This is a genomic window from Bifidobacterium sp. (genome assembly GCF_022647885.1).
Taxonomy (GTDB): domain Bacteria; phylum Actinomycetota; class Actinomycetes; order Actinomycetales; family Bifidobacteriaceae; genus Bombiscardovia.
In genome coordinates, this window is the sequence record NZ_JALCLM010000001.1 from 663,364 (window position 1) to 675,225 (window position 11,862).

At 47.7% G+C, this 11,862-nt stretch carries 11 protein-coding genes and 1 tRNA gene; 9 read left to right on the forward strand and 3 right to left on the reverse strand.

Translation table 11 applies throughout. The features are described 5' to 3' along the window. The first annotated feature begins 81 nt into the window (after nt 1-81). Complete coding sequence (nucS, locus tag LKI20_RS02690; RefSeq protein WP_291769524.1) at nt 82-861, forward strand: endonuclease NucS; 780 nt, start codon at nt 82-84, stop codon at nt 859-861. 448 nt (nt 862-1,309) lie between these two features. Beyond that, nucleotides 1,310-1,546, forward strand: a complete 237-nt coding sequence (locus tag LKI20_RS02695; protein ID WP_291769527.1) for a glutaredoxin family protein — start codon at nt 1,310-1,312, stop codon at nt 1,544-1,546. 134 nt (nt 1,547-1,680) lie between these two features. Here the strand turns inward: LKI20_RS02695 and LKI20_RS02700 are convergent, their stop codons facing one another. Further along, on the reverse strand, nt 1,681-2,676 hold the full coding sequence (locus LKI20_RS02700; RefSeq protein WP_291769530.1) for an FKBP-type peptidyl-prolyl cis-trans isomerase: 996 nt from the start codon (nt 2,674-2,676) through the stop codon (nt 1,681-1,683). A 76-nt stretch (nt 2,677-2,752) separates the two neighbouring features. Between LKI20_RS02700 and LKI20_RS02705 the strand changes: the two genes are divergently transcribed. The 3 genes from LKI20_RS02705 (at nt 2,753) to LKI20_RS02715 (ending at nt 6,166) form a co-directional block, all read left to right on the forward strand. Beyond that, complete coding sequence (locus tag LKI20_RS02705; RefSeq protein WP_291769533.1) at nt 2,753-4,075, forward strand: hypothetical protein; 1,323 nt, start codon at nt 2,753-2,755, stop codon at nt 4,073-4,075. Then, a complete protein-coding gene (locus LKI20_RS02710; RefSeq protein WP_434734901.1) occupies nt 4,072-5,079 on the forward strand; it encodes a hypothetical protein in 1,008 nt (335 codons plus the stop codon). The genes LKI20_RS02705 and LKI20_RS02710 overlap by 4 nt, the downstream gene beginning before the upstream one ends. 124 nt (nt 5,080-5,203) lie before the next feature. Further along, nucleotides 5,204-6,166, forward strand: coding sequence for a co-chaperone YbbN (locus tag LKI20_RS02715; RefSeq protein ID WP_291769536.1), 963 nt, complete (start codon nt 5,204-5,206; stop codon nt 6,164-6,166). A 179-nt stretch (nt 6,167-6,345) separates the two neighbouring features. On the opposite strand, the gene LKI20_RS02720 is transcribed toward LKI20_RS02715, so the two are convergent. After that, nucleotides 6,346-6,978 carry a hypothetical protein gene (locus LKI20_RS02720; RefSeq protein ID WP_291773326.1) on the reverse strand — a complete coding sequence of 211 codons (633 nt, stop codon included), beginning with the start codon at nt 6,976-6,978 and terminating at the stop codon, nt 6,346-6,348. Between the two features lie 160 nt (nt 6,979-7,138). Here LKI20_RS02720 and LKI20_RS02725 point away from each other — a divergent pair. After that, nucleotides 7,139-7,211: transfer RNA gene (locus LKI20_RS02725), tRNA-Arg, on the forward strand. A gap of 67 nt (nt 7,212-7,278) precedes the next feature. On the opposite strand, the gene LKI20_RS02730 is transcribed toward LKI20_RS02725, so the two are convergent. Continuing rightward, nucleotides 7,279-8,277: a LacI family DNA-binding transcriptional regulator gene (locus tag LKI20_RS02730; RefSeq protein ID WP_291769539.1), complete on the reverse strand. Its 999-nt coding sequence runs from the start codon at nt 8,275-8,277 to the stop codon at nt 7,279-7,281. Nucleotides 8,278-8,534: 257 nt separating this feature from the next. Between LKI20_RS02730 and LKI20_RS02735 the strand changes: the two genes are divergently transcribed. The 3 genes from LKI20_RS02735 (at nt 8,535) to LKI20_RS02745 (ending at nt 11,816) form a co-directional block, all read left to right on the forward strand. Next, nucleotides 8,535-9,935 (forward strand): extracellular solute-binding protein, encoded by a 1,401-nt coding sequence (locus LKI20_RS02735; RefSeq protein WP_291769542.1) that lies wholly within the window; start codon nt 8,535-8,537, stop codon nt 9,933-9,935. Nucleotides 9,936-10,164: 229 nt separating this feature from the next. Next, a complete protein-coding gene (locus tag LKI20_RS02740; RefSeq protein WP_291773328.1) occupies nt 10,165-11,004 on the forward strand; it encodes a carbohydrate ABC transporter permease in 840 nt (279 codons plus the stop codon). Further along, nucleotides 11,001-11,816, forward strand: coding sequence for a carbohydrate ABC transporter permease (locus LKI20_RS02745; RefSeq protein ID WP_291769546.1), 816 nt, complete (start codon nt 11,001-11,003; stop codon nt 11,814-11,816). The genes LKI20_RS02740 and LKI20_RS02745 overlap by 4 nt, the downstream gene beginning before the upstream one ends. Nucleotides 11,817-11,862: the final 46 nt, after the last annotated feature.

Consider the following 11,862-nt stretch of genomic DNA (forward strand, 5'->3'; position numbering starts at 1 on the left):
ACCCGTCATTGTGTATATCTCCGTGGCTCCTCGCATGGTCCTAGTTGTAGCAAAGACAGACCCCGCGCTATGGTGTCACGTATGCGCATAATCGTTGCTGACTGTACTGCTGTGTATTCGGGGCGTCTGAATGCATCACTGCCTCTCGCCAGACGAGTTCTCCTTATCAAAGAGGACTCAAGTTGTCTTATCTTTTCGGAACTTGGTTCATATAAACCACTCAACTGGATGGTTGCACCTTGTACCCTGCGAGAATATTCACCGAATAACGAGGAGCAGACAAACTCTCTTGATACCGTGAGTGCAGAAGATGATGTCTCAACCAACGCGGTGAACAGCATGGTGGATGCTGAACCGGCACTCGAGCCTTTACCGGAGAAGATTATTCGGGTGGCTGCCACGAAATCTGATGATGTACTCACGGTGAGTTTGATGAGTATAGCTAGTGACGAATATTTCGAGCTTGGCGCTGATCCTGGGTTGATAAAAGATGGTGTAGAAGATCATTTGCAACGGTTCCTAGCACAGCAGATAGAGCGTCTAGGACCAGGAATGACGCTAATACGACGAGAATTTCCGACGGCAATCGGGCCAGTGGATATCATGGCAGTCGATGCTGAGGGGAAGCACGTGGCCGTGGAAATCAAAAGACACGGTGGTATTGATGGGGTGGAACAATTGACCCGTTATTGTGAGTTGCTGAATCGAGACCCACTACTATCACCTGTTCGCGGAGTGTTCGCTGCCCAAACCATTACAGCTCAGGCTAAAACTCTGGCTGAGGACAGAGGATTCTCCTGTTTAATTCTTGACTATGAGGATATGAAGGGCAAACACAGCGACGAACTGACCCTTTTTTAATCTTATTGCTCTCACTGGGCGCTAATTCTGGCGATTTCAGCATAGAAGTCAGCACAGAATCGTGCATTTTCTGATGCAGATTCGTTTGTGTAGGGATCTTCTGTGTTATCGCAACTATCACAGCGAGCGGCTTAGCTGGGAGGGTTGGAATTGCAACATTCCTGTAAGCTATTTTCCGTCTAGCTACTTAGCAATCCCTACACAACCGTGGAGGGTGGAACATTCTGAGAAATGTTGCCTTTATCACATCTGTGTTGAGGCAGATATTGGTGCTGAGGAATGCAGGTGTAGGAATTGCTTGAAATATCAAGGAATTTGGGCCCTGACACTAGATATAGTGGTGATAGGCTCAACACGCCACAATAAGCAGTGGTTTGGTTTTCAGACTACACGAGTGTAATCTCCAAGAACACGAGAATTACACGAATGTTTTTTGGGAGTGATCACGATGTCGATAACCGTCTTTGCGAAGCCACATTGCCCGCAGTGCGATGCTACCAAGCGTCAGTTCAATAAGCTGGGTGTGGAGTATGACATTGTCGATTTGACGCAAGATGCTGCAGCCCTCGAAGAGTTCCGTGCAGCCGGTTACCGCCAAGCACCTGTTGTGGTTGCTGGTGAAGACACTTGGACTGGTTTTCGTCCAGACATGATTAACAAGGTTGCCGAGTTTATCAACGCTTAAACGTTATAAGAGGAATCGTTCTGGCTATTAGCCAGAAATACAACAAGTGTGCACACCCACAATTAAACGTTGAGTCATCAATGTTTCTTGTGGGTGTGCACACTTGTTGTATGTGCGCAGCTGGTGCTGGGAGATTAGTACGCGGCCAGAATATCTACCACGAATACCAAGGTTGAATTCGCAGGTATGCTGGATTGCGCTTCGGTACCATACCCCAAACTTGGCGGGATGATTAACAGCACTTGGGAACCAACAGTTTGACCCGCAAGTCCCTTTTTCCAACCAGATATGACTTGGCTGAGGCTGAAGTCTGTCGCTGTACCGTTGTCCCAAGAAGAATCGAATTGCTTGCCAGTGCTGGCCAACCATCCGGTGTAGTTCGCGCTAACGGTTTGTGAATCAGTAACTTTTGCGCCATTGCCTTTTATAAGAGTCTGGACCACAAGGTCACTGCCTGGTTTGTACCCATTCATATTCAGAGAAGGCTTACCCGTTTTGTCCAGCGTAATCTTAGGTAGATTGGATGGAATATCTTTTACCGTAGTACCCTCAGCCCGCGTGAGCGCTTTTGTTTTGGAAACGAGGGTCATAACCATCAGATATGTGGTGGCATTGGAAGAAGTGGTCGCCGTGCTAGTAGAAGTGTCTTTGATACCGAAGGCAATCGTGGTATTGATTTTTTGCCCTTTAAGTAGGTTGTAATACGCGGCGTTCATTGAGCTGGTGCTCAACACCATTGAGCAATCTGGCGTATTTTTTGTCCAAGTGGAATCAAGTTCAGAACCATTGACTGCGCTGATAGCGATGCTTTGTGCGCAGACACGGTCACCATCTTCAAGAGTTTCGCCATTGCCCTCTTGCAGTATGGAATAGGTGTTGTTTTGGACATCAAAAGGTTTGGAGAAAGTTACTGTGGGCTTCTTGCCAAGTTCACCTTTGGCACTCACACCTGTCATCTTCGAGAGCTTGACACTGGAACTAGTGGAGGAAGTGGAGGAACTGCTTGCAGAAGAGCTGTCCGAGGCGGTGCTAGAACTACTCCCACATGCCGCCAGACCAAGGCTCATTGTCAGTGCACAACACACTGAGAGTACTTTGCCGAGCTTGTGTTTACTAAGTGTATGTCGCATACTGGCTAACTCTAATGCCTTGTCCTGATTTTGATATTCAGCCAAGGGATTGGGGAACCTGTAGAATAGCGGTGTTATGGATGGAAAAGCACAAGAAAAGATCGAAGACTCTACACGGGGAGCACCTTCGCGTCGCAGCAGGCTGATGAGGGGCGTAGTTACCCCTGTGCTCGGACTGCTGGCTGTTGCATGCATTGTGTTGGGGATTATGAATGCAACCGTATGGAAGCCAAGCAGCAATATTTCTGCGAATACACAAGTGTCATCTCGCTATATAACTACAGACCCTGGCGTATTAAACCTTGTGGACAACAGCGTGAATGTGACCTTGAGAACGTCTAATGCTCAGGCAATGGTCTGTATGGCACTCGGTTATGCGCAGGATGTTTCTGGCTGGTTGGCTGGAAGTAGTTACGCTCGTATCACTGGTCTTGACAGTTGGAGCACATTAGCGAAACGAACGAGCTCCGCTGGGGCTGATGGATCCTCTGAAAATGCGGTTGCCTTCCAGGATTCCGATATGTGGACTAGAACCGAATGCGCTACTGGTTCGGTAAGTATGAGGATTACCAATTCCAGCGCAAATACCGTGTTGATAGCAGACACTGATGCCAGCTCTACCCGAGATGCTCAATCGCAAGGAACACAGCAGCTGACTATGAGTTGGGTGCGAACTGACTTACCTAATTTTGCTATGCCGCTGTACTTCTCCGGTGGTTTGCTCGCTGTTCTTGCCGTGATAACCGCTTCGGTATTTGCAATGGAACCGGAGCGTAGACGCAAACGTCAAGTTGAAGAACGTGAGGAGAAGGAGCCTGAGATTACCGTGCTCCAAGCCTTCACCGGTACGCTTTCACCAATAGGGCGCAGCATACGGTCTGCAGTTACACCAAAGCCGAAAGACACCAGGCATCGCAGGCAGAGAACGCCAGATACTCAGAGTGTTGAAGTGGAGCCAAGCGAAGCCAGCGAAACATTAGGGACTCCAAAAATTATTGATGCAGGATCAAGAAATATGGTCGCTGACCAACAGCACGCTCATAGCCGTCGTCACTTGCCATCGGTTTCTACGGCTGTTGAAAGCGTGGAGCAGGTTGAAGGGGACCAGCACAACGATGGTGACGCGAGTACCCATGGGCGTGCTGAGCATACTGGTCGTCGCACACAACGCGATGATCGCACTTCACGCCGAGCACTTCGTGCACACACCGCTCAAACGGATTCTGCAACAGATAACACCACGGTTATCAGTAACGACGATCTGGCTTCGTTCTTTGCTCGACTCTCAGCAGAAGATGCTGTTCCGAGCGGAGTAGAACCACAGGCAGAAGCATCTGCGAACAATAGTGATACCCATGCAGATGCAGCAGAACGGCAAGCTGAGGAGGATGATCAATGAATATCAGCAACAGTATGAAAACAATATGCTGCGCAGTACTAGCTTCCTCTTTGGCCTTCTCGTTGGCAGCATGCGAAGGGCAAGTCCCTCAAGTTGCCACCTCAACTTCATCTTCACAAGCCCCCGATCTTACGCAGAAGCAAGAGAAAGAAATTCGGGAAAAGATTCTCGATGTTTTGAATAAAGCAAATGCGGCAAAAGATTCCTCTGGATTGGAATCGAGGGTTACAGGTCCGCAGCTTCAGATCAGAACCAGCGAGTTGAAAGTTGCCAAGGCAACGGGCACTTTGGATGCAAAGACCACTATTCCTAGCGATATTATGCAAACGGTAATACCAACCGATAGTGGCTGGCCTCGCTCAGTGTTTACTATTACCACGACGACTGATGATCAGCAGTCCAAAAGATTGTTGGTACTCGATCAGAATTCCGCGCAGGAAAACTTTAAGTTGTGGGGTGTTGCACGACTCTTCCCTGGGGCACAGCTACCTAAATTCCAAGTGCCCAGTATTGGTTCTCAAATGGGTCAGACCGATGATAGCGGTTTGGAAGCTACGCCCGAACAAGCAGTGCAGCATTACGCAGACGTGTTGCAGAACGGAAGCTCGAGCAAGTATATTGACCAGTTCGCTGCTGATTACTTCCGGCAAGATCTTGCCAAGTTAACTGAAACTGTGCAGGAGGGCATGGCTGCGAATAACGGTACTCAACAGCAGACATTCAGCGTTCAAGCCGACGGCATCAAAGTGATGCGTTCTTCTGACGGTGGTGATTTGGTGGTTGCTCAGATCAACTCAGTTTGGACTAGAGCCGCTGGTGAAGGACGTGAGTCTCTTCCGGCTTCGGATGCAGAAAAAGCTCTATTTGGCAGCACCAAGGCAACTAGCACTATTAAAGCCAGCTATGTGAATGTTATTGCGATGTATATTCCATCAGCAGGTTCCGATGCCAAGATTCAGGCTGTTGGAGCAGAGCGTCAGCCTATCACCGTTGAGGCTCAGTGAAGCTTCTTTGCCAAGGGATTATTACCGTACAGATCAGTACAGTTGGGTATAGCAGAGGCATTTTTTAACAGACAAGGTGCTAAGGAATGCGTAGCATAAGTGCATAAGCATGCGGGAGGGTTATATGGCAACGAATAATCAGCAGTTTCAACCAGGGGTATCTCTGGCAGGCGCAGTCGATTTGGAATCGCTGAAACATCAAGCGAAGGCCCAACCAGGGGAAGTAGGTGGGGCCCCGGCTGCTGGTGGGTATGTCATTGATAGCAGCTCAGCGGGTTTCCAAGCGCTGATGCAGACTTCCGCAACTTTTCCAATTTTGCTGTTGCTTTGGGTTCCAACGGATAAACGGTTATTCCCCCTGGCACAAACACTGGGCGACGTGGTTAATGCTCAAGAGGGTAAAGTTCAGCTCGCACGAATTGATATTGCTACTGAGCCTGAAATTGCACAGGCTTTTCGCGTCCAAGGTGCTCCTGCGTTGTTTGCGCTAATTGGTGGCAGGCCGATGCCAGTGTTGCAGGGCATGCCTTCAGAAGAGGAACTCAAGCAGCTTAGCGATGAACTGATACCGCAAGTGATTACTTTGGCACAACAGTCAGGAGTTTCTGGAAGCGCTCCTTATCAAGACATTCAGCAATCCGACGAAGACACTGAAGCTGCTGCGAATGAGCCTGCGCTACCTGCTGCGCATGAACAAGCTCATCGTCTCGCAGAAGAAGGGGATTTCGCAGGTGCTGCAGCAGCTTACGAGCAGGTGCTTAAGGATGATCCTACCGATACGTTAGCCGCTAGAGAGAGGGTCAAGGCGCTGCTGCTTGCCCGCTCTGCTGCACTTGATGTACGTGTTGTGAGGCAAGAGGCAGCTGAGCATCCGGACGATGTTGAAGCACAGCTAGCCGTTGCTGATATTGATATGATAGGCGGTCAGATTGGTGATGCCTTTGGAAGACTTCTTGAATATGTAGCAGGACATAGAGATCAGATGGAGGTAGTACGTCAACGTCTGTTGGAATTCTTTTTGATCCCTGAAGCTACAGATCCACGCTTAAAATCTGCTAGACAGCAGCTGGCGACATTGATGTACTGATGATGGTGCTTGGGTGTGATCGTGCCAACAACGTACAGTCATATCCAAGTAGATGACTCGTTTATTGCCAATATGTATTGTAAATTCTGGTGAAAGACCAAGATTTGTGACAATCACGCTATGTGGTGTATTTCTCGCACAACATAGCGCAGCTTTGCCGTACTCAATACTGTGTATCGTTAGTGCTGTTCTCTGCGATTAGTGCCAAAACCTTCAAGAAAATGTGGGCCGTTAGCGAGTAATTCGTATTCGTAACTGTCGCGCCACTCAGTGTAGGGACGTTGTGCAAGACCGTCGTTGGAAAAACGAATATCGTCGGTAATCTCGGTGACGCAGAAATCAGGTATGACTAAATCCGTGACTGGTCCACGGCGCTCTGCTTCCGCAACAATCAGCGGGGCATTGTGAGCTCCAAATACATCGATATCCCAACCGTCTTCGCCGAGCCATGCACTATAACGGTTTTTAACAATTGGCGAGCCTCCTCTCAGCACAAGCTCAACGGCCACATCAGGGTCGATATCTCGCTCAGCCTCATAACGAGTGCCACCAATAGCGGGACCTTTCACCGTAACAAAAGCATCCGTGAAAGCGTCGCGGTATTTTTTGAGCGTTGATAATGCTTCGGTGTGCTCATCCATGTTTGCTCGCACATTATGGGCTTGTAAGCGCACGCGGAGTGCAAAATTATCTTGATGAACGTAATAGCTCTGAACGATGAGAATCGGCGCATCTCCATCATCCAACTCTGCAGGGAAAGTATGGCAGAAGAATCGCCGTTCGTATTCGAAGTCGCTCAGATCGTCTCTCATGCCACCATTGTAGGGTTTGGCGGTGATGTGTGAACCACCGCCGCTGTTCATGGTTGATGATTCTTGGCAGCTATGGGGTTAGATCAGCTTCTTTGGCTAGCTACTTTGTGCAAATGACGGGGCAATGGCATAGTATGGTCGGGTTGCGCGTTTGGCGCACGGGCTTGTAGCTCAGTGGATAGAGCGTCTGCCTCCGGAGCAGAAGGTCGTGGGTTCGAATCCCATTAAGCCCACATAGTTATCTATCCTTAAGGCTGTAATATTGGGCTTTCCTCGATAGCTGGTAATTGCCTCTCGGTGTTATGCCTGTGCTGTGGTGTGTCTGAGCATCAGCTCGACAGGGATAGTTTCGTGAGCTTTGTCTATGTGCTCCCCGCGAATTAGCGCCAAAGTTTTCCCCGCAGTAATGGTTCCCAAAGCTTTTGGGTCTTGACGGACTGTGGTTAACCCGACTTCCTCAGCGAACGTGCTGTCATCAAAGCCTGTAATTGATATGTCAGATGGAACACCCATTCCATACTTTCTCATCTGATATAGGAAAGGCACAGCAAGTGAATCTTGATGGAAGCATAATGCTGTTGGTTTGCGCTGCTGTTCCAATAACGCAGTCATCGCAACATTGATACAAGTGTCGCCGTCGTCGACCTGCAACACTCGGTGTTGTATTCCAAGATCCTGACAAGCTTTTATGAATCCGGTTACGCGGTGTTGTGAACTGAAACTCAATGAGGAGCCGAAGGACTCGAGAATATACATAATATTGGTGTGACCGAGTGTATATAGATGCCGGACCGCCAGCCCAATGCCGGTGTTGTCATCGATGCTCACAGATGCACTAAATCCTGATGGCGAAGAGACATTAATACCAACAATGGGAATGTTCATCGTTTTTAGTCTGGCAACTTCTTCCGGCAGAATATCGAATGAAGACACTATGACGGCATCTGCATTGCGGCGTAGAGGGAGATCTGTAAAAAAATCCTTACGTGTTTCGAGGCTATCTATTGGATAGAGCACAAGATCGTATCCCTCTTTGCGCAGTACTGCATTGAGACCAGACATAATTCCAGCGGTGAACCACTCAATATCGGCACTGCCGATGAGTAGTGCGATTCTTAGCGATTGGCCTGATTTCAATGTCCCGGGTGCGCGGGACACCGCAAAATTGAGAGATTCCGCAGCTTTAAGCACTTTCGCTCTGGTGATCTGCGAAACTAGTTCTGGTCGAGTAAAGGAGCGCGATACTGTTGCTACCGAAACACCTGATTTTTTCGCGACGTCACTGATACTGGCTCTCATCGCTATCTCCTTATCTACAAGCTGTAGTAATCCTATCCTTCGAGTTGAAGAATTCACGTTGCTTCACGAAGGCTGCTATGTAACCATCCCACAAGGCGCAGAACCGAGCATAAGACCTCAATATGAATACAGGAATATCGTACTGCAAAGCTTTGCATAAAATGTAAATAATTACATCAATTAATATTTTGACAAGTCAAACTCAAGAGTTGTACAGTTATGTTGTTCTTCAATACTTACAACGAAGTGAGGGGAAAATGAATCTAAAACGCTGTGTCGCTGCATGCATTGCAACGCTTAGCATTATTTCATTGGCAGCTTGTGGTGGAGGTTCCGGTACATCCTCTGGGGTTACGGATACAAAAACCGATAAAGGCTTGAAAGTTCTCGGACAGAATGTCACATACGATCCAAATCATTTAGTCAATGATGGCAAGCCGATAAGTGTGGATTACTGGACATGGGGTGATAAGAGCACGGATCCTGTGTTCTCTTTGATTAAGGATTATGAGAAGATTTATCCGAATGTCAAGATTAACGTGGTTACGGTCACTTGGGATGATTATTGGACGAAGCTTCCACTAGCACTCAAGGGTAAGAATGGCCCAGCGTTGTTCAATGTTCACAACTCGCAAGATGCACTGCTGCGTCCATATCTCGCCAACTATGACATTCCGATTAAAGATTTGGAAGCTGACTACACCAACGTCAACACCCATGAAGTTGATGGCAAGGTGGCATACATCGATTCGGTTATCAACACAGGCAATATTTATTACAACAAAACCATGTGGAAGGAAGCAGGCTTAAGTGACAGCGATATTCCCAAGACCTGGGATCAGCTGGTGGCTGTGGCGAAGAAGCTTACAAAATTCAATGGTTCAAAGATGGTGCAAGCAGGCTTCAATATCAACGGTGACAGCACTTACGATGCACTATGGCAGGGGTTGAACTATCAAAAGGGCGAATTGATGTTCAACAAGGCTGGTACCAAAGGCAACTATGACAATGCCGTGACCAAAGAGAACCTTCAATTCTTGAAGGACCTATACGACAAAGATAAAGTTGGGGCAACCAATTTTGGTGACGATGCCACTCAGAGTTTTGGCAATGCTCAAACTGCTATGGTCTATCGCTGGGGTTGGATGGAAGGGACCATGAAGGAAAAGTATCCTGACGTAGATTATGGCGTATTCCCTACGCCGACATTCACCGAAGAAACCCCGTTCGCTTATGACCGGTACAACGGTGAATCGACTGCTGGTATCAATAAGAACCAAAGCGAAGAACAACAGAAGGTTGCGCAGGATTTCATCAAGTATATGTTGGCCAACGATGACTATCAGCGTTATGCAGTTAAGGCGTTGAACTCCTTCCCAGCTAAGAAAAGCATGCAAGATGATGCAACAATCTTGTCCAATCCAGTGATGGCTGCCATTAAGCCACGTATTGACCGGCTTATCTGGCCAGGCCCGGCACCTTCAACTATGGAGACCAGTCCAAAGCAAGCCTTCCAAAATGTGTTCCAGAATGGAACATCGATTTCGAAAGCTGTGAGCGACGCACAAGCTCAGATCGAAAAGGATATGAAGAGTGGCAGTTTCACATCCTTGGAGAGCAAGTATGCCTTCTATGACGAGGCGGCAGCAAAGCAATAAGCAGCAGTCTGAAATACGTGAGTAAGGTCTGCGCCTTCAAGAGGAGCTGGATATCTGTTGAAGGCGTATCTATTGGAGGCGCAGACCCTGAAACAAGTCGTGACATTGCAGGAAATCGAGTGTGTGGAAATGGGCGGAAATGACAGCATCAAAGGTTGATCCTGGCGTTCGTGGGAAGCGGCGTCGGATCAAGGACGGGAATGACACTATATTGCAGCGTATCTTTAATATGCGCAATATCGCAGTCACTGCATTAATCGTATATTTCAGTATCTTTATGGTCTATCCAATCTACAAGGCTTTCGCGGGAAGTCTTCATGAATGGAACCCGCTGGTAGGTACGTATAACTGGGTAGGTTTGGACAATTTCAAATCAGTGTTGAGTGATGGTCTCTTTTGGAAATCACTGTGGAATACCGCATATTTTTCGGTGTTTTCGATTGTGTTCAGGATCATTCTAGGTTTGGGACTGGCACTCCTGTTGAGCTCTCGATTGGTGAAAGCCAAAGATTCGCTGCGCGGACTCTTTTACATGCCAACAATCACCCCATTGGTGGCGGTTTCCTTTGTGTGGATGTGGATGTTCGATCCCCAATTTGGGATGATTAATAAGGTCACTGGTCTAGATATCAATTGGTTGAATGATTCTCATTGGGCATTGCCTGCAATTATTATCATGACCATTTGGAAAGATTTTGGCTATGCCACTGTGCTGTATCTTGCTGGGCTGATGAACCTGCCCAGAGATGTTTATGAGGCTGCACAGATTGATGGCGCTAATTCATGGCAGACTTTCTGGCGTATTACTCTTCCCTTGCTCAAACCTACGACGCTGTTTATCGTGATTACTTCGCTCATCACGTATGTGCAGGCCTATGTTCAGATTCTTGTTATGACTGAAGGTGGACCCGGCACTCAGACTTACACCATTAGCTATTTGATTTTCGATCAGGCATTCCAAAAATATGATTTCGGTACAGCCTCGGCTATGAGCGTTATCCTATTCGCCATCACCGGAGTGCTGACCATACTGATGTTCAGAGCTTCCGGAGATATGGAGCAATCATGAAAAAAGCAGCCTCAGTTTTGCTGACGATCCTGTTGTTTGCCTTGGCATTCATCACCATCGTCCCGTTCTTATGGATGCTTATCTCATCCTTCGCAACTAATAGCGATATTGTCAAAATCACCGGTTCCATATTCCCTACGCCTACGACACTATCTAATTACTCAGGCATCCAACAAAAATTTGACTTCCTGCGCTTATTTGCTAATTCACTCTTCGTGGCGACTGTGAAAACGGTCATTATTATCTATACCAGTGCTGTGTTGGGATACGTATTTTCCAAGATGCACTTCCGCGGACGCAACGTATTATTCGGTGTGGTGCTGAGCACCATGATGATCCCGTGGGCTGTCACCATTATTCCTCAGTACGAGATGATGGTAGATTTTGGGTGGCTCGACTCATATAAATCACTCATTGTGCCAGGTCTAGTAAGCGGTTTTGGTGTCTTTCTTTTCAAGCAGTCAATTGGCGGAATTTCAGATGAACTCATCGAGGCAGCGAAGTTGGATGGTGCCAGTGATTCACGCATTTTCCACCGCATCATCTTGCCAATAAGCCACAACACCATTGCAGCCTTAGCTATTTTCACCTTCTTGTGGAACTGGGAGGATTACCTTTGGCCATTCTTGATGATTACGGACGATAAGAAACAGTTACTCTCCGTAGGGTTGAAAATGTTCAATGGTCAATATGGCACAGACTACGGTGGGCTATTCGCAGCAACATCTATAGCCATTATTCCGGTGATCATTGTTTACATGATCTTCCAGAAGCAATTCATAGCAGGTATAGCTTCCGGTAGCGGAAAGTGATATTCCGTCGAATTATGACGAAACTCCATTCAAAAGGAACGATACG

What these genes read in the sequence shown, in the direction of transcription:
- nucS (WP_291769524.1), top strand. Translation starts at nt 82, where the DNA reads ATGCGCATAATCGTTGCTGACTGTACTGCTGTGTATTCGGGGCGTCTG.
- LKI20_RS02695 (WP_291769527.1), top strand. Translation starts at nt 1,310, where the DNA reads ATGTCGATAACCGTCTTTGCGAAGCCACATTGCCCGCAGTGCGATGCT.
- LKI20_RS02700 (WP_291769530.1), bottom strand. Translation starts at nt 2,676, where the DNA reads ATGCGACATACACTTAGTAAACACAAGCTCGGCAAAGTACTCTCAGTG.
- LKI20_RS02705 (WP_291769533.1), top strand. Translation starts at nt 2,753, where the DNA reads ATGGATGGAAAAGCACAAGAAAAGATCGAAGACTCTACACGGGGAGCA.
- LKI20_RS02710 (WP_434734901.1), top strand. Translation starts at nt 4,072, where the DNA reads ATGAATATCAGCAACAGTATGAAAACAATATGCTGCGCAGTACTAGCT.
- LKI20_RS02715 (WP_291769536.1), top strand. Translation starts at nt 5,204, where the DNA reads ATGGCAACGAATAATCAGCAGTTTCAACCAGGGGTATCTCTGGCAGGC.
- LKI20_RS02720 (WP_291773326.1), bottom strand. Translation starts at nt 6,978, where the DNA reads ATGAGAGACGATCTGAGCGACTTCGAATACGAACGGCGATTCTTCTGC.
- LKI20_RS02730 (WP_291769539.1), bottom strand. Translation starts at nt 8,277, where the DNA reads ATGAGAGCCAGTATCAGTGACGTCGCGAAAAAATCAGGTGTTTCGGTA.
- LKI20_RS02735 (WP_291769542.1), top strand. Translation starts at nt 8,535, where the DNA reads ATGAATCTAAAACGCTGTGTCGCTGCATGCATTGCAACGCTTAGCATT.
- LKI20_RS02740 (WP_291773328.1), top strand. Translation starts at nt 10,165, where the DNA reads ATGCGCAATATCGCAGTCACTGCATTAATCGTATATTTCAGTATCTTT.
- LKI20_RS02745 (WP_291769546.1), top strand. Translation starts at nt 11,001, where the DNA reads ATGAAAAAAGCAGCCTCAGTTTTGCTGACGATCCTGTTGTTTGCCTTG.